The 21,935-nt window shown below is 60.4% G+C and carries 21 protein-coding genes; 10 read left to right on the top strand and 11 right to left on the bottom strand.

All coding sequences use genetic code 11. The annotated features are described in order from the left end of the window. Positions 1-13: 13 nt before the first annotated feature. From feoA to greB, 3 genes are all read right to left on the bottom strand, one after another. Positions 14-238: a ferrous iron transporter A gene (feoA, locus tag ACJ8PL_RS23860; protein ID WP_028127609.1), complete on the bottom strand. Its 225-nt coding sequence runs from the start codon at positions 236-238 to the stop codon at positions 14-16. 606 nt (positions 239-844) lie between these two features. Next, positions 845-3,178: a Tex family protein gene (locus ACJ8PL_RS23855; RefSeq protein ID WP_442531426.1), complete on the bottom strand. Its 2,334-nt coding sequence runs from the start codon at positions 3,176-3,178 to the stop codon at positions 845-847. A gap of 157 nt (positions 3,179-3,335) precedes the next feature. Then, positions 3,336-3,809 carry a transcription elongation factor GreB gene (gene greB, locus ACJ8PL_RS23850; RefSeq protein WP_117287513.1) on the bottom strand — a complete coding sequence of 158 codons (474 nt, stop codon included), beginning with the start codon at positions 3,807-3,809 and terminating at the stop codon, positions 3,336-3,338. Positions 3,810-4,039: 230 nt separating this feature from the next. Here greB and cbpA point away from each other — a divergent pair, with 230 nt between their 5' ends. From cbpA to envZ, 4 genes are all read left to right on the top strand, one after another. Further along, positions 4,040-5,002, top strand: a complete 963-nt coding sequence (gene cbpA / locus ACJ8PL_RS23845) for a curved DNA-binding protein (RefSeq protein WP_016930380.1) — start codon at positions 4,040-4,042, stop codon at positions 5,000-5,002. Between the two features lie 5 nt (positions 5,003-5,007). Then, on the top strand, positions 5,008-5,313 hold the full coding sequence (locus ACJ8PL_RS23840; RefSeq protein WP_004930739.1) for a chaperone modulator CbpM: 306 nt from the start codon (positions 5,008-5,010) through the stop codon (positions 5,311-5,313). Between the two features lie 257 nt (positions 5,314-5,570). Further along, a complete protein-coding gene (ompR, locus tag ACJ8PL_RS23835; protein ID WP_004709363.1) occupies positions 5,571-6,290 on the top strand; it encodes an osmolarity response regulator transcription factor OmpR in 720 nt (239 codons plus the stop codon). Beyond that, on the top strand, positions 6,287-7,657 hold the full coding sequence (gene envZ, locus ACJ8PL_RS23830) for a two-component system sensor histidine kinase EnvZ (protein ID WP_015379311.1): 1,371 nt from the start codon (positions 6,287-6,289) through the stop codon (positions 7,655-7,657). The genes ompR and envZ overlap by 4 nt, the downstream gene beginning before the upstream one ends. Before the next feature lie 33 nt (positions 7,658-7,690). On the opposite strand, the gene ACJ8PL_RS23825 is transcribed toward envZ, so the two are convergent. The 7 genes from ACJ8PL_RS23825 to ACJ8PL_RS23795 all read right to left on the bottom strand — a co-directional run bounded on the left by ACJ8PL_RS23825 (position 7,691) and on the right by ACJ8PL_RS23795 (position 14,592). After that, positions 7,691-8,170 carry a type II toxin-antitoxin system VapC family toxin gene (locus ACJ8PL_RS23825; protein ID WP_442531425.1) on the bottom strand — a complete coding sequence of 160 codons (480 nt, stop codon included), beginning with the start codon at positions 8,168-8,170 and terminating at the stop codon, positions 7,691-7,693. After that, positions 8,167-8,430 carry a FitA-like ribbon-helix-helix domain-containing protein gene (locus tag ACJ8PL_RS23820; protein ID WP_004930730.1) on the bottom strand — a complete coding sequence of 88 codons (264 nt, stop codon included), beginning with the start codon at positions 8,428-8,430 and terminating at the stop codon, positions 8,167-8,169. The genes ACJ8PL_RS23825 and ACJ8PL_RS23820 overlap by 4 nt, the downstream gene beginning before the upstream one ends. 126 nt (positions 8,431-8,556) lie before the next feature. After that, the gene (gene pckA, locus ACJ8PL_RS23815; protein WP_015379308.1) at positions 8,557-10,176 is read right to left on the bottom strand and encodes a phosphoenolpyruvate carboxykinase (ATP); all 1,620 of its coding nucleotides are present in this window, start codon (positions 10,174-10,176) and stop codon (positions 8,557-8,559) included. A gap of 194 nt (positions 10,177-10,370) precedes the next feature. Continuing rightward, a complete protein-coding gene (gene hslO, locus ACJ8PL_RS23810; RefSeq protein ID WP_015379307.1) occupies positions 10,371-11,249 on the bottom strand; it encodes an Hsp33 family molecular chaperone HslO in 879 nt (292 codons plus the stop codon). Between the two features lie 25 nt (positions 11,250-11,274). After that, entirely contained in the window at positions 11,275-11,682 is a 408-nt protein-coding gene (hslR, locus tag ACJ8PL_RS23805) for a ribosome-associated heat shock protein Hsp15 (protein ID WP_016930377.1), read from the bottom strand. Further along, complete coding sequence (yrfG, locus tag ACJ8PL_RS23800; protein ID WP_016930376.1) at positions 11,679-12,359, bottom strand: GMP/IMP nucleotidase; 681 nt, start codon at positions 12,357-12,359, stop codon at positions 11,679-11,681. Before yrfG ends, hslR begins: the two co-directional genes overlap by 4 nt. A 97-nt stretch (positions 12,360-12,456) precedes the next feature. Further along, a complete protein-coding gene (locus ACJ8PL_RS23795; protein ID WP_028127610.1) occupies positions 12,457-14,592 on the bottom strand; it encodes an intracellular growth attenuator family protein in 2,136 nt (711 codons plus the stop codon). Between the two features lie 444 nt (positions 14,593-15,036). Here ACJ8PL_RS23795 and nudE point away from each other — a divergent pair, with 444 nt between their 5' ends. After that, positions 15,037-15,591: an ADP compounds hydrolase NudE gene (gene nudE / locus ACJ8PL_RS23790; protein ID WP_015379304.1), complete on the top strand. Its 555-nt coding sequence runs from the start codon at positions 15,037-15,039 to the stop codon at positions 15,589-15,591. A 51-nt stretch (positions 15,592-15,642) separates the two neighbouring features. On the opposite strand, the gene mrcA is transcribed toward nudE, so the two are convergent. Continuing rightward, positions 15,643-18,201 carry a peptidoglycan glycosyltransferase/peptidoglycan DD-transpeptidase MrcA gene (gene mrcA, locus ACJ8PL_RS23785; RefSeq protein ID WP_031300057.1) on the bottom strand — a complete coding sequence of 853 codons (2,559 nt, stop codon included), beginning with the start codon at positions 18,199-18,201 and terminating at the stop codon, positions 15,643-15,645. A 121-nt stretch (positions 18,202-18,322) separates the two neighbouring features. Here mrcA and pilM point away from each other — a divergent pair, with 121 nt between their 5' ends. From pilM to hofQ, 5 genes are read left to right on the top strand one after another with little or no spacing between them, the layout of a single operon-like run. Further along, positions 18,323-19,156: a pilus assembly protein PilM gene (pilM, locus tag ACJ8PL_RS23780; RefSeq protein ID WP_033639214.1), complete on the top strand. Its 834-nt coding sequence runs from the start codon at positions 18,323-18,325 to the stop codon at positions 19,154-19,156. Further along, complete coding sequence (locus ACJ8PL_RS23775; RefSeq protein ID WP_442531424.1) at positions 19,156-19,695, top strand: PilN domain-containing protein; 540 nt, start codon at positions 19,156-19,158, stop codon at positions 19,693-19,695. The genes pilM and ACJ8PL_RS23775 overlap by 1 nt, the downstream gene beginning before the upstream one ends. Then, positions 19,688-20,182: a hypothetical protein gene (locus ACJ8PL_RS23770; RefSeq protein WP_049300723.1), complete on the top strand. Its 495-nt coding sequence runs from the start codon at positions 19,688-19,690 to the stop codon at positions 20,180-20,182. Before ACJ8PL_RS23775 ends, ACJ8PL_RS23770 begins: the two co-directional genes overlap by 8 nt. After that, positions 20,175-20,534, top strand: coding sequence for a HofP DNA utilization family protein (locus ACJ8PL_RS23765; protein ID WP_442531423.1), 360 nt, complete (start codon positions 20,175-20,177; stop codon positions 20,532-20,534). Before ACJ8PL_RS23770 ends, ACJ8PL_RS23765 begins: the two co-directional genes overlap by 8 nt. Next, complete coding sequence (hofQ, locus tag ACJ8PL_RS23760) at positions 20,531-21,775, top strand: DNA uptake porin HofQ (RefSeq protein ID WP_049300722.1); 1,245 nt, start codon at positions 20,531-20,533, stop codon at positions 21,773-21,775. The genes ACJ8PL_RS23765 and hofQ overlap by 4 nt, the downstream gene beginning before the upstream one ends. The last annotated feature ends 160 nt before the right edge of the window (positions 21,776-21,935 follow it).

Genomic DNA, 21,935 nt, shown 5'->3' with positions numbered 1-21,935 from the left:
GAGGCGTGCCGGTTCAGGGCTGGCCGTCGAGCTGCAGCAGCGCCAGATCCTTCCTGCGCAGCACCAGGCTGACGCGGCGGGTTTTAATTTCTATCGGATCGCCCAGCGGCGCGACGCGCACCACGTCGAACGAAGAGCCGGGCAGCATGCCGAGCGATAACAGTTTCTGGCGGTAGGCCGGCGCAATTTCACCGGAAAAGCCGATAATCTTATATGTGTGTTTAGGTTGAAGCTGCATGTGATTAACCTTCCGGGTGCCGATGAACATCGGGCTGATGATAATTGGACGTTGCCGGCGAAAATGCCACGCCGTCGGCGGTATTCATCCATAAGGTCATGCAATAAAGTGAGCGAAAATAATAGTAATTATCATTATCGCGTTCAATACAAAAAGTAGGGGTATTGTAACCAATTATTATGGCGTCGACAGTTTTTGATGGCGTTGTCTTGATTAACGACGTTTTACCACCGCTTGCGATGGGGAACAAATGAGAATGGCGAGTTAAATCAGTTGCGTATTTGTAGCCAAGTTTTCTCGTTTGCAAATATCGAGGGTTTTTTCCCTTTATTTATTTCCGCTGAAAAGCAATTCGATAACATTATTCCGCCGTAATGCGAGCGGTAACCATTTGTGTTTCTCTCACAATTGGCGAGATGAAAAATGCGTGTTAACAAAGTTGTTAATAAATGGCTGCAGAAGGCATTTTTGCTGGCTGAATAATGAGAGGGTGGTCACGCAGGAACGGGAAATAAAAAGATGACGGTTTATTGAGACGGGTCAATAAATGCCGCAAGTTTTATTCATCAGAAAGGGCGGAGCAGGCTCCGCCCTGTTGGCTCTGACTTAGCGTTTCTTGCCGAATGCCGCCGCCAGCGCGTCGCCCATGGCGCTGTTGCCGGCCGGCGCCGCGTTGCGCGGTTTGGCCTTGTTGCCGCCCGCCGAACGGTTGGCGGTGTCGCGCGACTGTGCCGGCGCGTTGCCGCCGCGGCGCGGCGAGCCTTCGCCCGGTTGCTCATCCAGGCGCATGCTCAGCGCGATGCGTTTACGCTGCAGATCGACTTCCATCACCTTCACTTTGACGATGTCGCCGGCCTTCACCACGGTGTGCGGATCTTCGACGAATTTGTCCGCCAGCGAGGAGATGTGCACCAGGCCGTCCTGATGCACGCCGATATCCACGAAGGCGCCGAAGTTGGTGACGTTGGTCACCGAGCCTTCCAGGATCATGCCCGGCTGCAGATCGTTGAGGGTTTCCACACCTTCGGCGAAGGTGGCGGTTTTGAACTCCGGACGCGGATCGCGGCCCGGCTTCTCCAGCTCTTTCAGAATGTCGGTGACCGTCGGCACGCCGAACTTGTCGTCGGTGAAATCAACTGCTTTCAGGCTGCGCACCGCGGAGGCGTTGCCCATCAGATCCTGCAGCGCCTGCTCGGTGGCGGCCAGGATGCGTTGCACCACCGGATAGGCTTCCGGGTGAACGGTGGAGGCATCCAGCGGGTTGTCGCCGTGGTTGATGCGCAGGAAGCCGGCGCACTGTTCGAACGCTTTCGGCCCCAGGCGGCTGACCTTCAGCAGCTGTTCACGGTTGCTGAAGCGGCCGTTCTCGTCGCGCCAGTTGACGATGTTCTGCGCCATCATGCGCGTCAGGCCGGCCACGCGGGTCAGCAACGGCACCGACGCGGTGTTCAGATCGACGCCGACGGCGTTCACGCAGTCTTCCACCACCGAATCCAACTTCTTCGCCAGCTGGCTCTGACTGACGTCGTGCTGATACTGGCCGACGCCGATGGATTTCGGGTCGATCTTCACCAGCTCCGCCAGCGGATCCTGCAGGCGGCGAGCGATGGACACCGCGCCGCGCAGCGATACGTCGAGATCCGGGAACTCCTGCGCCGCCAGTTCCGACGCGGAGTACACCGATGCGCCCGCTTCGCTGACGATCACTTTCTGCGCCCGGACGTCGCTGAACTGCTTTTGCAGGTCGAGATAGAAACGCTCGGTTTCACGCGACGCGGTGCCGTTGCCGATGGCCACCAGCTCTACATTGTGTTTGATGCACAGCGCCGCGACGATGGCGGCGGCTTTGGCCGCTTGCCCGGTGTGCGGGTAGACGGTGTCGGTGGCGACCAGCTTGCCGGTTGCGTCGACCACGGCGACTTTCACTCCGGTGCGCAGGCCCGGATCGAGGCCCATGGTGGCGCGCATGCCGGCTGGCGCAGCCATCAGCAGATCATGCATGTTGCGGGCGAACACGTTGATCGCTTCATCTTCCGCGCGCTCGCGCACCGTGCCCATCAGCTCGGTTTCCAGGTGCAGCAACACCTTGATGCGCCAGGTCCAGTTGACCACCGCCTTGCGCCAGGCGTCGGCCGGAGCGTTGTTCAGGCGCAGATTGAGGTGATTGATGATGATCAGCTCCGCCTGGCTTTCGCGCGGCGCTTCTTCAAACTGCGGATCGGCGTTCAGCGCCAGCTGCAGCACGCCTTCGTTGCGGCCGCGGAACATCGCCAGCGCGCGGTGCGAAGGCACCTGGGAAATCGGTTCGTGGTGATCGAAATAGTCGCGGAACTTGGCGCCTTCGTCTTCCTTGCCCTCGACCACTTTGGACACCAGATGGGCGTTTTTCCACAGGTAGTCGCGCACCTTGGCCAGCAGCGCGGCGTCTTCGGCGAAGCGCTCCATCAGGATATAGCGCGCGCCGTCGAGGGCGGCTTTCACGTCCGCCACGCCCTTGTCGGCGTCGACGTAGTGTTCGGCCAGTTGTTCAGGCTGCTGTTGCGGATCCTGCCACAGCGTGTCCGCCAGCGGTTCCAGGCCGGCTTCGATGGCGATCTGGCCGCGGGTGCGGCGCTTCGGTTTGTACGGCAGGTAGAGGTCTTCGAGTTCGGTCTTGCTCAGCGTGGCGTTGATCGCCCCCGCCAGTTGTTCAGTCAGTTTGCCCTGTTCATCGATCGACTTCAGGATGGTCTGGCGACGATCTTCCAGTTCACGCAGATAACCCAGGCGGGTTTCCAGCTGGCGCAGTTGGGTGTCGTCCAGGCCCCCGGTGACTTCCTTACGATAGCGTGCAATAAAGGGCACGGTATTACCTTCATCCAGCAGACGGATGGCGGAGTCGACTTGCTCCGGCCGGGCCTGCAGTTCTGTTGCAATAATGCGGCTCAGTGGGTCATTCATAGGTCTGGTATCTGTATTGAGAACGGTGAATAAACAGGGGACAGTTATACGGATTGATCGGGGAAAATGCCAGTGGAGCGGGCCGCCGCCGCGCGGCCGCGGCGTGGAGAACAGCTCAGGCGGCGGCGTTGGCGGCGGTTCGGAAAAAGCTGAAAGCTTACTTCGGGTAGTCTATCTCGTTCACGTACCACTGCGCCTCGCCCAGCGGCGTATTGACGGTGGCGACGTCCCCGACCTCTTTTTTCAGCAGGGCGCGCGCCATAGGCGCGTCGATGGAGATGTAATCCTTGCGGCCGAAGATCTCGTCGTAACCGACGATGCGAAAGCGTTTGATTTCGCCGTTTTCGTTCTCCACCTCTACCCAGGCGCCGAAGAACACTTTGCCTTCCTGCTGCGGGGAGTAATCGACGATCTTCAACTGCTCCAGGCATTTGGTCAGATAGCGGACGCGGCGATCGATCTCGCGCAGCCGCTTCTTGTTGTACTGGTAATCGGCGTTTTCGCTTCTGTCGCCCAGGCTGGCGGCCCAGGTCACTTTCTTGGTCACCTCGGGGCGTTCTTCGCGCCAGAGGTAATCCAGCTCTTGTTTGAGCTTGTCATACCCTTCACGGGTTATCAGTTGAGTTCTCATCGTGATTTATCTTTATGGGGTCACCGCCACAGTGTACGTGAATGCGGGGGGCTTTAGAAATGGTGCGCGGGCCTGCGCGTTGTCGCACGGTTTTTATTCAGTTTGCGCAGCTTTTAACAATCGGGAGTATGCTTAGCGATAGCGGAAAAGGAATGTGACGAAAGGAGGATATCTGGCGAGAGAGACAAGGAATTTTGGCGCACAACCCAACACATTGAAGGTATTACCGCATGGAATTTAAAGATTACTACGCCACGATGGGCGTTGAGCCCAACGCCGATCTGAAAACCATCAAAACGGCCTACCGTCGGCTGGCGCGTAAATATCACCCTGACGTGAGCACTGAAGACGACGCCGAAAGCAAGTTCAAGGAAGTGGCCGAAGCCTATGAGGTGCTGAAGGACGAGGAGCGCCGCGCCGAGTACGATCAGATCCGGCTGCACCGCAACGATCCGAACTTTGGCCGCCAGGCGCGCGGCGATCACGGCGGCTATCAGCAGAGCGCTTCATGGCACGGCGGCGGCGCCGACGCGCAAGACTTCTCCGATTTCTTCGAAAGCATGTTCGGCGGGCGGGCGGCGGGCGGGCATCGCTCCGCTTCGCACTCGCACGGCGGGCATGGCTTCCGCGGCCAGGATCTCGAAATGGAGGTGCCGCTGTTCCTCGAGGAAACGCTACATGGCCAAAGCCGCGAGATCTCCTACACGCTGCCAGTGTACGACGAGCTGGGGCGGCAGGTGAGCGAAGCCAGCAAAACGCTGAACGTGAAAATCCCGGCCGGCGTGGGCGACGGCGAGCGCATTCGCCTCAAGGGGCAGGGCGTTGCCGGCGTGGGCGGCGGCCAGAACGGCGACCTGTATCTGGTCATCCGCCTCGCGCCGCATCCGCTGTTCGAAATTGATGGCCACAATCTGAGCATCGTGGCGCCGCTCGCCCCGTGGGAAGCGGCGCTCGGCGCCAGCATCGAGGTGCCGACGCTGACCGGCAAAATCGCGTTGACCGTGCCGGCCGGCAGCCAGAGCGGCAAACGGCTGCGGGTCAAGGGCAAAGGGCTGGCGGGCAAGAAAGAGCCCGGCGATCTGTATGTCATTCTCAAGGTGGTGATGCCGCCGAAGCCGAACGAGAAGGCCAGCGCCCTGTGGCGAGAGCTGGCTGAGCAGGCGGCGTTCAACCCGCGTGCGGAATGGGAGTAAAGCACATGATGAAGAAAGAGATCACATTCACCGTGGTGGAACTGTGTCAGCGAGTGGAGATTTCAGAGGACGAATTGGTCGAGATCGTCGGCCTGGGCGTGATCGTGCCGCTGGAGCCGGCGCAGCCGCGCTGGGAGTTCGATTACCCGGCGCTGAGCCATCTGCAGCGCGCGCGCAGGCTGCGTGCCGAGCTGGATCTGGATTGGCCGGGGATCGCCATGGCGCTGACGTTGCTCGATCGGGTTGATGCGCTGCAGCAAGAGAACCGGCAGTTGCGCCGGCAGCTGGCGCGTTTCCTGCAGACTTCCTGACCCGACGGCTAAACGCCACCGGTCGGTTCGCCGGTGGCGAAATTGTGCAAAATTGGGCCGTCGCCCCACATTGCGCCGATAAAGGGCGAAATTTTAACGAACCCCCGTCGACATTCACTGAAAATTGTTGATAAATGGGGAAAAGAATAAGCTTTGTAACAATTTCGTCTAGAATACATACCATTAAACGCTGTCTCAAATGGCAAGGATTTCTAACAATATTCGAGTCAGGCAATAAAGCCTTTGGGAGTAATACCATGCAAGAGAATCATAAGATCCTGGTTGTCGATGATGACATGCGCCTGCGCGCGCTTTTAGAACGTTATTTAACCGAGCAGGGCTTCCAGGTTCGCAGCGTTGCCAACGCTGAGCAAATGGATCGCTTGCTGACTCGTGAATCCTTCCATTTGATGGTGCTCGATCTGATGTTGCCGGGCGAAGACGGCCTGTCCATCTGCCGCCGCCTGCGCAGCCAGAGCAACCCGATGCCGATCATTATGGTCACCGCCAAAGGCGAAGAGGTCGATCGCATCGTGGGGCTGGAAATCGGCGCCGACGACTACATTCCTAAACCGTTCAACCCGCGTGAGCTGTTGGCTCGTATCCGCGCGGTGTTGCGCCGCCAGGCGAACGAACTGCCGGGCGCGCCTTCGCAGGAAGAGGCGGTGATCGCGTTCGGCAAATTCAAACTGAACCTCGGCACCCGCGAAATGTTCCGCGAAGACGAACCGATGCCGTTGACCAGCGGCGAGTTCGCGGTACTGAAGGCGCTGGTCAGCCACCCGCGTGAACCGCTGTCGCGCGATAAGCTGATGAACCTGGCGCGTGGCCGCGAATACAGCGCCATGGAGCGTTCCATTGACGTGCAGATCTCTCGCCTGCGCCGCATGGTTGAAGAAGATCCGGCGCATCCGCGTTATATCCAGACCGTGTGGGGGCTCGGCTACGTCTTCGTACCGGACGGCAGCAAGGCATGAGGCGATTGCGCTTTTCACCGCGTAGCTCGTTTGCCCGAACCCTGTTGTTGATCGTCACCTTGCTGTTCGTCAGCCTGGTGACGACCTATCTGGTGGTGCTGAACTTCGCCATCCTGCCCAGCCTGCAGCAGTTCAACAAGGTGTTGGCCTACGAAGTGCGTATGCTGATGACCGATCGGCTGCAGCTGGAAGACGGCACGCTGCTGGAAGTGCCGCCGGCATTCCGCCGTGAGATCTACCGCGAACTGGGCATCTCTCTCTACACGAATTCGGCGGCGGAGGAGAGCGGCCTGCGCTGGGCGCAGCACTACCAGTTCCTCAGCCAGCAGATGGCGCAGCAGCTCGGCGGGCCGACCGATGTGCGGGTGGAGGTGAACAAGAACTCCCCGGTGGTGTGGCTGAAAACCTGGCTGCAGCCCGATATCTGGGTGCGCGTGCCGCTGACGGAAATCCACCAGGGCGACTTCTCGCCGCTGTTCCGCTATACGCTGGCGATCATGCTGCTCGCGATCGGCGGCGCCTGGCTGTTTATCCGCATTCAAAACCGCCCGTTGGTGGAGCTGGAACATGCGGCGCTGCAGGTGGGCAAGGGCATCATTCCGCCGCCGCTGCGCGAGTATGGCGCTTCCGAAGTGCGGTCAGTGACTCGCGCATTCAATCAGATGGCGTCGGGCGTCAAGCAGCTGGCGGACGATCGCACCTTGCTGATGGCCGGGGTCAGCCATGACCTGCGCACGCCGTTGACGCGCATTCGGCTGGCGACGGAGATGATGAGCGCCGAAGACGGTTATCTGGCCGAGTCGATCAATAAAGACATCGAAGAGTGCAATGCCATCATCGAGCAGTTCATCGATTATCTGCGCACCGGGCAGGAGATGCCGACCGAAAGCAGCGATCTGAACGCCATTTTAGGCGAAGTGGTCGCGGCGGAAAGCGGCTATGAGCGGGTAATTGAAACCGCGCTGTCGCCGGGCGAGCTGATGATGAATGTGCATCCGCTGTCGATTAAGCGGGCGGCGGTGAACATGGTGGTGAACGCGGCGCGTTACGGCAACGGTTGGATCAAGGTCAGCAGCGGTCGCGAGCTGCAGCGCGGCTGGTTCCAGGTGGAAGATGACGGCCCGGGCATCAAGCCGGAAGAATTGAAGCACCTGCTGCAGCCGTTCGTACGCGGTGACAGCGCGCGCAGCACCAGCGGCACCGGTCTGGGGCTGGCGATCGTGCAGCGTATTATCGACGCGCATGACGGCGAACTGGATATCGGCACCAGCGAGCGCGGTGGGCTGTTGATCCGCGCGTATATTCCGTTGCCGATGGAGAAAAAAGAGTCGACCAACGGCCATCAAACGGCCAGGGAAAACGCCTGACACTCTGGTGTGGGCCGCGCCGCTGCGGCCCCGTCAGGACTTTCTGCTCATCACGTAGTATTCCGCCGCATCTTCATGCAACCGACGGCCGGTCGGCGCCTGCCACGGATCGATTAACTCGATGCCGCAGTGGAGGAAGTCTTTGGTATTGCGGGTGGCCAGGGCGGCGCCGTAATGCAGGCAGGTGGCGGCGATTTGGGTATCCGGCACGCTCATCGCTTTACCCAGCAGCCGATTCCTTGCCGTCAATTCCGCGTATTGCATCGCGCACAGCCCATCAAACGGCAATATCTGCCCCTCGAACTTCAATTCAATGGCGTCCGCCAATTTCAGCTTGAGATCCCGCTGGCGCTTGCCGTCAGGCATGCAGGCGACGCCGCTAAACAGTTCGGTGAGGACAATGGCGCTGAGATAGAGCTCGTCATTGTCCTTTTCATTTAACCAGTTAATGACGTTGTAGTACGGGCTGGGACGCAGCGTTTCTGAAATGACGTTGGTGTCGATAATGATCATGCGTTGTCATCTTCATCATCAAAGGTGACGATGCGTGGCGGCACGGCGTCACGCGGTGGGATCTCCAGCTCAACGCCGCCGAATTCGGCGAAGTGCTGATGCATCCAGGTACCCAATCCATAGCGCGGCGGCTTTTTCACCAGCGCCTGTTTCAGGATCATGCGCGCTTCCTCTTCCATGGAATGGCCGTTTTTCGCCGCTGAGATACGCAGCAGCTCTTTGATTTCGTCGTCCAGATTTCTGACGGTGATAGTAGCCATTGAAACCTCCTTTGCTATCAATGATTGCATTGACTTATTCTCTCGTCTTGCCGATTAAAAAGCAATCAATTGAAATAAAAAAAGGCGCGGGATCCGCGCCTTAGCTGAAGAGGTAACGTTACCGAATTACAGCTTCGGGCCGGCGCTAACCAGCGCCGCGCCCGCAGGCGTGTCGGTGTATTTGTCGAAGTTAGTGATGAAGCGCTCGGCCAGATCCTGCGCTTTTTCCTGCCACTGCTCGAGGCTGGCGTAGGTGTTGCGCGGATCGAGGATTTCCGGGTTCACGCCCGGCAGCGCGGTCGGCATCGCCAGATCGAAGATAGGCAGAGTGACGGTTTCCGCCTTGTCGATTTCACCGCTCAGGATGGCGTCGATGATGCCGCGCGTATCTTTGATCGAGATGCGTTTGCCGGTGCCGTTCCAGCCGGTGTTGACCAGGTAAGCCTGGGCGCCGGCGGCCTGCATGCGTTTCACCAGCACTTCGGCGTACTGCGTCGGGTGCAGCGACAGGAACGCGGCGCCGAAGCAGGCGGAGAAGGTTGGCGTCGGTTCGGTTACGCCACGCTCGGTGCCGGCCAGTTTGGCGGTGAAGCCGGACAGGAAGTGGTACTGAGTCTGGTTGGCGGTCAGGCGCGATACCGGCGGCAGCACGCCGAAAGCGTCGGCGGTCAGGAAGATCACCTTGGTGGCGTGACCCGCCTTGGACACCGGCTTGACGATGTTCTGGATATGATAGATCGGGTAAGAAACGCGGGTATTCTCGGTTTTCGAACCGTCGTTGAAGTCGATGCTGCCGTCGGCCAGCACGGTGACGTTTTCCAGCAGCGCATCGCGTTTGATGGCGTGGTAGATGTCCGGTTCGGCTTCTTCAGACAGCTTGATGGTCTTGGCGTAGCAGCCGCCTTCGAAGTTGAACACGCCGTCGTCGTCCCAGCCGTGCTCGTCATCGCCGATCAGCTGACGCTTAGGATCGGTGGAGAGGGTGGTCTTGCCGGTACCGGACAGGCCGAAGAACACCGCCACGTCGCCTTTCTCGCCCACGTTGGCCGAGCAGTGCATCGAGGCGATGCCTTTCAGCGGCAGCAGGTAGTTCATCATCGAGAACATGCCTTTCTTCATTTCGCCGCCGTACCAGGTGCCGCCGATCAGCTGCATGCGCTCGGTCAGGTTGAAGGCGACGAAGTTCTCCGAGTTCAGGCCTTGCTGCTGCCAGTTCGGGTTGGTGCACTTGGCGCCGTTCATCACCACGAAGTCCGGCTCGAAGTCAGCCAGCTCTTCGTCGCTCGGGCGGATAAACATGTTTTTCACGAAGTGCGCCTGCCAGGCCACCTCGGTGATGAAGCGCACTTTCAGGCGCGAGTCGGCGTTGGCGCCGCAGAAGGTATCCACCACGAACAGGCGTTTGCCGGACAGTTGTTCGGTGACCAGGTGTTTCAGATCGGCCCACACTTCCGGGCTGAGGGGTTTGTTGTCGTTTTTGCCTTTGCCCTGATCGGCCCACCACACGGTATCGCGGGTGATGTCGTCGCGGACGATGTATTTGTCTTTCGGCGAGCGGCCGGTGAAGATGCCGGTATCGACGGAGACGGCACCCAGCTTGGTGACTACCCCACGCTCAAAACCTTCCAGAGATGGGTCTGTTTCTTCCTTAAACAGCAGTTCATAGCTCGGGTTGTGAACGATTTCGCTAACGTCGTGAATGCCGTAAGCGGCCAGATCCTGAGGGGTTATACCTTTAACGCGCATGTTACTACTCCTTGGTCACAGAATTTCTGGCGGCAATTGTAGGGATCTAACGGTGCGTAACCGCGATGGGTATCAAATATTTAACGTTTTAGGCGGTATTTCGTTACGATCTGAGAGATAGCACACGGAAAAAAGCAAACGTGCAAACGGCGGGCGTTGGCGGGCGCCGGGCGCGCCCGCCGAAAGGGTGTAACTTAGTGCAACTGGTCGCTTTCGCCGGTGTTACCCGCATACAACGCGGCAACATCAACCGGGTCAAAGACATAGTGGCTGCCACAGTAGTCGCAGTGCATGTCGATGTTGCCGTCCTGCTCCAGCATGTCCGCCACTTCGTCGGTCGGCAGGGTCAGCAGCGCGTCGGCGCAACGCTGGCGAGAACAGGTGCAGCGGAACTGCACGTCCTGCGGTTCGTACAAGGTGACCTCTTCCTGATGGTACAGGCGGTACAACACTTCGTTGGCCGGCAGGCCGAACAGCTCTTCGCTTTTGACCGTGTTGGTCAGTTGCACCAGATGATCGAAATCATCGAGGTTGCCGTCCTGCGCCGGCAGCACCTGCAGCAGCATACCGGCCGCCGCGGCGTTGCCTTCCGCTTCGCCGGTGCGAATGAACAGGCGGGTTGGCAGCTGCTCGGACTGGCGGAAGTAGGCTTCCAGGCATTCGGCCAGGGTTTCACCTTCCAGGCCGACGACGCCCTGATAGCGCTCGCCTTCCGTCGGGGAAATGGTGATGACCATGACGCCGTTGCCGATCATCTGATGCAAGGTGCTGTCGTCGGCGATAGGCGCCTGGGTGCGCGCAACGCCGCGCATCTCCTGGCGGTTGTTGCCGTTGATCACCGCCAGCTTCAGCGGGCCGTCGCCTTGCAACTGAACGGTGATGTCGCCGTCGAACTTCAGGGTCGCGGTCAGCAGACTGGTGGCGACCAGCAGTTCACCCAGCAGCTTTTGCACCGGCGCCGGGTAGTCGTGGTTATTCAGGATCTGCTGATAGGTTTCGCTGACGGTAACCAGCTCGCCGCGCACCGCGTAGTTTTCAAACAGGTAACGGTGCAATTGGTCATGGTTGGACATAATCTTCTCTCATTGCGGTGAGGGCTTATTCCGGCTCACCAAATTTAAATTTCATCAGGTCGCGCCGCTCCTTTTTGTCCGGACGACGGTCCGGATGCGGCATGGTCAACGCGTTCATCTTGCGCGCCAGCGCCATTTTTTCGCGGTTGGCGATGCTGGCTTCGGTTTCCTGATACATTTGCTGCGCCTCGCCGGCGCCGCGGCGTTGGCTGGTCAGCGCCAGCACGATCACCGTACGTTCTTCGTTGCCCTGCCGCAGCTTGAGCTCGGCGTTAAGTTCGACAATCTTGCTCGGCTTGCCACGCTGGCCGTTGTAATGCACCTTGCCGCCGTCGATCATTTCGCGCGCCAGCGCGCGGGTCTTGTAGAAGCGTGCGGCCCACAGCCATTTATCCAGCCGAACCGCGTCGTCGCGCGTCGCTTTGTCTTTCATGCTTCCCCCTTGGCCAGCGCCGGTATCAGCAGGCGATAGTCGCGCATCGACGGATGGCGCTGGAAGCTTTTCTCCGCCGTGCTGGAGTCCGGGTTTTGCACGCCCAGGCAGTAACGAATGCCGAAAGTGCGCGCCGCGTCGAGGATCGGCTCGCCGTCGTCGACAAACAGCGTGCGCTGCGGGTTGAACCCGGTGTGCTGTTGCACCGCCTGCCACAGACGCTGATCTTCTTTCGGATAACCAAATGTGTGGGTGGAAAACAATAAATCAAGGTGCCGATCCAGACCGGTATGCTCGATTTTCACCGCCAGGCTGTGCGGATGGGCGTTGGTCAGCAAAATGGTTTGCAGGCCGGCGCCGCGCAGCGCCCGTAAAAACGGCTCGGTATCCTCGCGCAGCCGGGCGCGGCTGCCCACTTCGCTGGTCATGCGGTAGATATCCAGATCCAACCGCTCGCTCCAGTAATCGAAGCAATACCAATTCATGGTGTGCTGCACCGCCTGATATTCCCGCTCAATGATATGACGGGCTTCGTCAAACGGAATGGCGCGCCTTTCGCTCAGCGCTTGCGGCACCAGGCTGAGCCAGAAGTGACTGTCGAATTCCAGGTCCAGCAAGGTGCCGTCCATATCCAGCAGCACGGTATCGATCTGCGGCCAATCAAATTCGGGAACCATAAAAACTCCACGGGCGGACCGACGGGCGGTCCGCAGATGAGAATAATAGCGTTAGCGTAGCATAAGCAGATGACAGGGCGGAGGCCCGGCGTCAGGTTCAGGCCATCGGCCGCATCGACATCGGATTGATCTGCGGATTGAAGCAGCTGTCGTAGTACCGCTGGATATCGGCGACGCGGTGCTGATTGATGCGCCGACGCTGCACCAGCCGCCAGGCGTTATAACCCAGGCTGACCACTACGGCCAGCAACAGCAGGCTGGTGCCGAGATAGCGCCACAGGGTGATCATGTCCGGTTCGCTGTGCAGCGCCACGTGGCGGGTGCCGTTGGCATCGACGCTGAGGCTGGTGATTACCCCTTGCGCCTGGAACGGGGTATGCAGCAGCAGAGTGGAAAGGCGCTGCAGCTCATTCCACTGGTCGAGGGCGTTGTATTCGCTCTGCGGCGCTGAGGATTGCGGATGGCTGACCAGCTGGCGGCCTTCATCGCTGCGGATCAGGAAACCGCCCGGCGGCGGGCTGTTGAGCGCCGCGGCGGCCAGGCGCGTTTCATTGAAGATGAACGACGACGTGGCCACTTTGGTCAGGCTTTCCAGCGACTCTGCGCTTACCGGGCGCAGCAGGACGTTGACGCCTTGCAGCGCGCCGGATCTAGCGCGTTTCACCAGGCCGCTCCAATTTTTGGCGTTGCCCAGGTTGACCAAGGCGTTTTTTAACCGCACGCAGTCGTTTTCTGCCTGGCACAAATCCTGTGTTTTCAGAACGATATCAGAGAAATCATCCAACAGGATCATGCCGGATTTCTCGATGGCGCTGGCCAGCTGCGGGTTGACCTTCTGATCGGCGCCGCTCGGATGCAGCTGGCTGTTGACCGTGGCCAGCAGGGCCGTCGCTTTGTCTATGACTTCCGATTCCGGCTGCGGCAACGGGGCGGCGTTGTTCCAATAGATGCCGGAGCAGTCGAACGGCGCAAAATTGACGGTGCCGCCGCCGTTGGCCGGCGGCGGCACATAGCACATGCCGCTGCCGCGCACTTTCAGCGTGTCGCCGATGCGCAGCGGCGTGGCTTCCAGGGCTTGCACGCTGGTCACTTCCACTTTTTGCGCACCCTGCAGCCAGGCCATGCTGAGGGTCAGCGGCAGGTTGAGCGGAATATAGATCAGCAGCAACAGCAGTACCAGCGCCGAGCTGGCGACCAGCACCGCGTTGCGGCCCCACTGCTGCAGCGGGAAATTCTTCACTTCGTCATGCAGCGAGAGGAAGCGCCCCTGGCGCACTACCTGCCGATTGAGGTAGACGTCCACATCGGTGGTCTTGCCCAGATCCTGCGTCAGGTACGGCTGCCAATGCGGCGGGTAGATAAGATCGATGATGCCGAGCGAAATGTTGCTGATCTGCCCCTGATCGGACTCGCCGAACAGGCCCCAGCGCTTCGGCGTGCCGCGCAGGCAGTGGATCTCTTTCAGCTCACGCGACGCCGGACGGCGGAACAGGTTCCAGCATCCCCAAGCGATCATCAGCACCGCCACAAAAATCATCCAGGGGATAACCAGCACCGGGCTTATCAGGCTGAAGAACAGCAGCAGCAGCGCGGCGGAGATGATGACGGCTTCACGGATGCCGTTCGGCCGGTTCAGCGCATGCTCTTCCGGCGTTTCCTTGCGAATATTGACCAGCTCGACATGCTCGCTCTCTTCCTTGCGGATGGACGCGTTTTTGGTCGGCGTGGCGGCCACTACCGGCGGCTGCGGCCGATCGTGAATATGATCTTTCAGCGAGTGTCCGTTGAGCGAAATCACCAGCGGCAGCGTCTGGGTTCTGATCACTTCCACATGGTTGTCGGCGGTGATATAGGGTTCCCAAAACGGCGGCAGATGTACCTCTTCCGCGTCGAGGTAATAGCGCCATTTATTGGGATCGTCGCTGGCCAGCCCGTAGCGGGTAATGGCGTGCGTGACCGGATATACGTTATCGCTTTGCGGTGTGAGCGCCAGCTTGGCCGCGGGCAGCGTAGCGCCGCCGCCGGGCAACAGTTTGTTGCTCAGCTTGTTTTGCTGATTGAGATAGAACTCGACCGCGGCGCGCTCTTCGTCGGTCAGCTTGCGGTGGGCAGGCTTGATAAACGGCAATGCGTGCGCCAGCGCCGACGGGTTGCGGGCCTTGAACCACAGGTACAGGCCGGCGGCAATCAGGCAGACAAGCACTAAGGCCAATATCAACACTATTGTGCTCATGCAATCCCCATCTCACACCCGTGAATTTCGCCAACCTGATGAAAAGCTGAATATTATACGGAGTAAACCGCCAGGAGGCACCCAGAACTAATGAGGGAACAAACAGATTCTCGCTCTGGATCTCATTCCTTCATGACGCAAGGCCATTTTATCACTGATTCTTGCCTGCGTGATACTAGCAACCGGTCTCTGCCGTCGATATCGGTATTATCCTATTTTCTTGCGCGCTGTTTGCTGAATCAGTACGGAAAATCGCCGGCCGCTGGCTACGCTTGTTAAAAGAAAGTAAATTACTGTTCATGCGCGTTGCGGCGGAGCTTGCCCTTAACGCACAATGTGATCAGGATCGAATTTGGTCAGCGTTTGAGCGCCAACGAGCCGTGCGTTACGCCAATCATTTTTTCGGTTGCCCGTCCGCGCCTGGGTAACCTCTTTGAGGCAATCATGGATAAACACCTGCAAAAACCTAAAATTCTGAAAGTGGAAACGGTCGCGCGTTCGCGTTTGTTTAACGTCGAGTCGGTCGATTTGGAATTCAGCAACGGTGTTCGGCGGGTGTATGAACGCATGCGGCCTTCGGATCGCGAAGCGGTGATGATCGTGCCGGTGATTGGCGATGACCTGCTGCTGATCCGCGAATATGCGGTCGGCACCGAATCCTATGAGCTGGGGTTCCCGAAAGGGCTGATCGATCCCGGCGAAGGGGTGCTGGAGGCGGCCAACCGCGAGCTGATGGAAGAGGTGGGGTACGGCGCGAAACGCTTTGATTTTCTCAGTAAGCTGACGATGGCGCCGTCCTACTTTTCCAGCAAAATGAATATCGTGCTGGCGCACGATCTCTATCCGCAGAGCCTGGAGGGGGATGAGCCGGAGCCCTTGCCGCAGGTGCGCTGGCCGATCGCCAACATGATGGCGCTGCTGGCGGAACCGGATTTCCGTGAGGCGCGCAACGTCAGCGCGCTGTTCCTTTCCGAGGCATTTTTGCGCGCGTCGCGCTGATACGCTTCACGCCGAATAAAAAAAGGGCCAGATTTCTCTGGCCCTTTTCGATCAGAACAGCTCGTGGCTTTCACCGCCCGGATCGGTCAACGTGGTGCCGGTATCGCGCGATGGGTAGTCCGTCGGCTGCGTTCCTTCGATGAAGTACTCGGAACGGCTGCCACCGCCACCGCCAGAGAGCTTGCCGCTGCTCTTGTCGATGGTGACGCTGATGATGCCCGGCGGCGGCGTGACTTTCTGCTCTGGGATGCCTTCCAGCGCGGTTTTCATAAAGTCGTCCCACGCCGGCTGGGCGCTCTTGGCACCGCCTTCACCGCCGGAAATCTGATCCGGGATGGCGCCGGATACCGTCGAACGGCCCAGGTCGCGGCGGTGATCGTCGAAACCGATCCACACCGAGGTCACGGTATCCGGGCCATAGCCTGAGAACCAGGCGTCCTTGGAACTGTTGGTGGTACCGGTTTTGCCGCCGATATCATGACGTTTCAGATCGCGGCCGGCGCGCCAGGCGGTACCCATCCAACCCGGTTCGCCGAAGATGTTGCTGTTCAGCGCGTCGTGGATCAGGAAGGCCAGCTGTGTGCTGATGACGTGCGGCGCATACTGTTGATCGCCGTCCTGCTGTACCTGAGCCGGGGTGACTTGCTCCAGCTGAGGCATCGGCACCGTGCTGTTGTTGCCTTCCTGCGAGGTGGCGACGTTTTCGATGTTGTCGTCGGACAGCACCGCCGAACGGTGGGTGTCGCCGTAGATCACCGGCAGGTTACAGCTGCCGCACACCACTTTCGGTTTGGCTTCGAACACCGTATTGCCGTTATCGTCTTCAATTTTGGTGATGAAGTACGGGTCGACCAGATAACCACCGTTCGCCAGCACCGCGTAGCCGCGCACCAGCTGCATCGGGGTGAAGGAGGCGGACCCCAGCGCCAGCGATTCGGTATGCACGATATTCTGCGCCGGGAAGCCGAAGCGCTGCAGATATTCCGCCGCGTAGTCGACGCCCATCGCGCGCATCGCACGCACCATCACCACGTTCTTCGACTGCCCCAGCCCCTGTCGCAGGCGAATCGGGCCGTCGTAGGTCGGCGGCGAGTTCTTCGGCCGCCAGTCGGTGCCGGCGCCGGCATCCCAACGGGTAATCGGCAAGTCATTCAGAATGGTGGCCAGCGTCAGGCCTTTATCCATCGCGGCGGTGTACAGGAACGGTTTGATGTTCGAGCCCACCTGACGCAGAGCCTGCGTGACGCGGTTGAACTTGCTCTGATTGAAGTCGAAGCCGCCAACCAGCGCTTTCACCGCGCCGTCGTTCGGGTTGATAGAGACCAGCGCCGAGTTGACGTCCGGCACCTGCGACAGCCACCAGGCTTCGTTCACTTTACGCACCCACACTTGCTGGCCGGCCTGCACTACGTCGGTGACGCGTTTCGGCGTTGGGCCTTGCTGAGTGTCCGAACGGTATGGGCGTGCCCAGCGCATGGTCGCCATCGGCAGGGCAATACTGCTGCCGTCGGCCAGCATCGCCGTCGCTTCCTGCGGGTTGGCGGCGGTGATCACCGCCGGCGCCAGCGGGCCGTAGTTCGGCAGGTTTTTCAGCGAATCGACAATCTGTTTGCGATCCCAGGCCGCTTCGCCGACTTTCCACAACACGTTGGATGGGCCGCGGTAACCGTGGCGCATGTCATAGGCCAGCACGTTGTTGCGTACCGACTCCTGCGCCGCCAACTGCAGCCGTTTGGTGACGGTGGTGTAAACCTTGTAACCGTCGGTATAGGCGTTTTCACCGTAACGCTTGATCATCTCCTGACGCACCATCTCGGAGAGATACGGCGCGGAGAAGCTGATTTCCGGCGCATGGTAATTGGCGACCAGATCTTCGGAGCGCGCCTGATCGTACTGCGCCTGCGTGATGTAGTGTTCGTCCAGCATGCGCGACAGCACCACGTTGCGGCGGGCAACGGCGCGATCGTGCGAATAGAGCGGGTTGAAGGTGGACGGCGCTTTCGGCAGACCGGCGATGGTCGCCATTTCGCTCAGGGTCAGCTGGCTGACGTCTTTGCCGAAATAGACCTGCGCGGCGGCGCCTACGCCGTAGGCGCGGTAACCCAGATAGATCTTGTTCAGATACAGCTCAAGGATTTCATCCTTGGTGAGCATCTGCTCGATGCGCACCGCCAGGAAGGCTTCCTTGATTTTACGCATCAGGGTGCGTTCCGGGCTTAAGAAGAAGTTACGCGCCAGCTGTTGGGTAATGGTACTGGCCCCCTGCGAAGCGTGGCCGGAGACCAACGCGATGGAGGCGGCGCGGAAGATGCCGACCGGATCGACGCCATGGTGATCATAGAAGCGGCTGTCTTCGGTGGCGATGAATGCGTGCACCATCACCGGTGGAATTTGATCCAGTTTCAGCGGAATGCGGCGCTTCTCGCCGTATTGGGCGATCAGTTCGCCATCGGCGCTGTAGACCTGCATCGGTATCTGCAGCCGCACATCTTTCAGCGTTGCGACGTCGGGCAGCTGCGGCTCGACATATTTGTACAAGCCGAAAATCGAGGCTGCTCCCAGCACGATGCAACATACTGCAAGGATTAGTAAATACTTTACGAACTTCACCTGAGATTTCCCATTTCTAAGTCATTTGGGCAGTTTATAAACAACCGCGCGGTAGTATAAAGGCAAGCCTGCGACATGGATATGTTCTTTTATCATCTGATGTTATGGAGGCTTGCGAAACATGTTCCCTCAAGCATGGCAGGTGGGGCTGGATATACAAATCGACTGCGTGCGGGCGGTGGCGGCCCAACGCCGCCGCAACGGCTGGCAGTTGCGCCACTGGTGGCAGCAGGCGCTGCCGCAGGCGGTTTTACGCGATGGCTGTCTGGAACCTTCCGAATTCCTGATCCGGGCGCTGCGGCAATGGCGCGTCCAACTGCCGCGACATATTTCCTTACGCATTGCCCTGCCGGCGCAGCGCGTGTTGCAGCAACGCATGGCGCAGCCGGACGTGCGGCTGCGCGAGCCGGAACGCAGCGACTATATCGGCGGCCACGGTGTGAAGCAGTTTCCGCTCGATGGCCAGACGCTGGCGCTCGACTATCGCACCGCGCCGGCGGATGAGGCGGCGCTGTTGCTGACCGCCGCGCGGCGGCAGGAGCTGCAGCAGTGGCTGCATTGTCTGCGTCAGGCTGGCCTGCATCCGCAAGCGGTCGATATCACCCCCTGCGCGCTGCGGATGATGGCGACGGCGGCAGGCGTGCCGCCCGCTGCGGGGCTGATGCACCGTCTCGAACGAGAATGGCTGTGGGTGGCGCCGGCCGACGGCGCGTTCGCTTTTGGTCTGGCGCCGGGCGACGATGACGCGCAGGCGCTGCGGGCGCTGCAAGCTCAGATGCCGGCGGGCGACGATCGGCCGGTCTATGCCGGCAGCGTGCTGGCGGGAGCCTTGCCCGCCGGTTGCCTTGCCTGGTCGCCGCTCAGCGCCTTCACGCAGCTGCGTCCGCCGTTGCCTGCGCATCCTTCGGCGTTCGCGTTGGCCGGTGGCCTGGCGCTGCGCGAGGAGGATCGCTGATGTATCAGGTCAACTTTCTGCCCTGGCGACAACGCCGCGATCGGCGACGCGGCTATTTCTGGTTGGGCGTGCTGATGTTGCAGGTAACGGCACTGCTGCTGGCGCTGTTCCTGGTCGCCGGCCAATTGCGTCACCAACAGGCGCAGCGGCAGGCGCGGCTGGCGATGCTGGGTGAAGAGCTGGCGGCACTGACGTTGCTCGCCCGTCAGCAACAGCAAGAGCGGGCGCAGCGGGCGCTGCACCGCGTCCGCGCCGAACGGCAGGCGAGCAATGCCCAGCATAACCGGCGTTATTTTCAGCTGCTGCAGCAATTGTCCTCCAGCATTCCTCCACCGCTGTGGCTCACGGCGCTGGAGAGCGATGCTGTGAACGGCCTGCGGCTGCGTGGATTGAGCCGTTCTCCTGCGGCCATCACGCAGTTCGAACGGCGGCTGGCGGGGATGCCTGCGTTGCCGCGGTTGCGTTTGGCTGAGGTGGCGCAACGCGACGACGGCCTGTACACCTTTCATCTGGCGGCGCAGTGGGGGCGTGATGGATAACCGTTTGTCATCCGGGCTGCGCCTCTGGCTGAGCTTGCCGGGCTGGCTATTGCTGCTGTCGCAAGGGTTGGGTATCGGCACGTTGGCGCTGTTGGGCGGTGGCTGGATGCTGCAAGACGAATGGCGTCAGCGGGAAAGCGCGGGGGAGCGGCAACAGCGCCTGTTGCAACAGATCGCCATGGTGCAACGCCAACTGGACGAGGTGCCGGAAACCGCTATCCCGGCGGCGCCGCTTCCTCCGTCCACCAACGGCGATCTGGCGAGCGTGCTGCAACGGGCGGGAGGCGCCTTGTTGCGCTGGCAGCGGCAGGAAAAACCGCCGCGGCAAACGCTGAGCTTGCGCATTGACTACGCCGGTTTGCTGGCGCTGCTGGAGGCGCTGCCCGCCGATTTACGCCTCGAGCAACTGAGCGTGGAGACGCCGTCCCTTGGCATGACGGCGCGGTTGGTTTTGCAGGATGCCGCCGAGGATCAGCCCAATGAGTAAAAGACCCGGCCGTTGGTGGTGGCTGCTGTGGCCATGGGCATTATGCGCTGAGCCGCGCGACCCGTTTGCGCCGCTTCCGATGTCTGCTTGTGCCCAAACGGAGGCGTCGCCGGCGAGCTGGCGACTGAAAGGCGTCATCGGGCAACCGACGCTGCGCTATGGCTGGGTGGTGACGCCGGCGGGAAAATGGTTGCGCCTGCGGCCGCAGCAACGGGTGCTGGCCGAGCGCTGGCAGGTGACGCAGGTGCAGGCGCGTAGCTTGACGTTAACGGCGCTGACGGCCGAACCGGATTGCCCGGCGAGCCAGGGCGACGTCTCGCTCATGATGGACAACAAGGATGGCAAACCATGAAAGGATGTGCTGGATTGGGCGTGGCGCTGTGGTGCCTGACGCTCGGCACCGCGCAGGCGCAGGATAAGCAGCGGGTTTCCCTGGAATTTCAGGATGCGCCGGTCACGGTCATCCTGCAGGCGTTGGCGGATTATCGGCAGATGAACCTGATCGCCGCGCCCGGCGTGAGCGGCAACCTGACTCTGCGGCTGGAGAATGTGCCCTGGCCTCAGGCGCTGGCGTTGACCCTGCGCATGGGCAAACTGGCGATGACGCGGGAAGGCAACGTGATACTGATCTCGCCGGAGCCGGACGCGCAGGAAAAAAGGCAGCAGCGAGAGGCGTTGGCGCAGCGGCAACCGCTGCACAGCCTGACCCTGACGTTACAGAACGGCGATGCGGCGGAAATTGCCGAAAGCCTCAACGCCCAACGCGGCGCGTTGCTGAGCGAGCGTGGCAGCGTGTTGGCGGATAAACGCACCAATACGTTGCTGCTGCGCGACACCGCGCCAATCCTGACGCAGTTGAAAAAGCGGATAACGGAAATGGACGCGCCGCTGGCGCAGGTGCAACTGGCGGCGCATATCGTGACCATCAACCGCGAAAGCCTGCGTGAGCTTGGCGTGCGTTGGGGGTTGGCGGCCGACGACAGGCCGGCGCGGCCGTTGCGGCCGGGCAATGTCGGTGTCAATCTGCCGCTGGAACGCGGCGCCGTGAACGCCGGTTTTCATCTGGCGCGCATCAGCGGGCGTTTGTTGAGCCTCGAGCTGACGGCGCTGGAGCAGGAGAATCAGGTGGAGATCATCGCCAGTCCGCGCCTGCTGACGGCGCACCTGCAAACCGCCAGCATCAAACAGGGGACGGAGATCCCTTATGAAGTGTCGAGCGGCGCCAGCGGTGCGACCGCCATCGAGTTCAAAGAGGCGGTGCTGGGCATGGAGGTGACGCCGAAAGTGTTGCCGGACGGGCGCATCACGCTGACGCTGCACATCAGCCAAAATATGCCGGGGCGCGCCATCAGCCGCGGGGCGGGTGAGGCATTGACCATCGATAAACAAGAGATTAAGACGCAGATCACGGTGAAAAGCGGCGAAACCCTGGTGCTCGGCGGTATTTTTCAACGGCATAGCGGCAAGACGGCGGACAAGGTGCCGGGATTGGGGGATGCGCCACTGCTGGGGGGCTTGTTCCGGCAAAGCGGCGCACAACAGAAAAAACGCGAACTGGTGATCTTCATTACGCCGACTCTGATTAAGGGATAAGCGGCCGCCTGTCGGCTGGGCGGCAAATCTCCTAAAGTTGATGAGCAGATACACTTTTTTATCCCCTTGGGGGGATCTGCGTTTGACGCTGCGGCCGATTTAGCTTACAAGGGTTACCGAATTGAGCACCGAGGTTTTTTGTTAGCGTCAAGACGCCGTT

The sequence above is a fragment of the Serratia sp. CY83965 genome (genome assembly GCF_052166375.1).
GTDB lineage: Bacteria > Pseudomonadota > Gammaproteobacteria > Enterobacterales > Enterobacteriaceae > Serratia > Serratia marcescens.
This window is presented reverse-complemented; position numbering and strand designations above follow the sequence as displayed.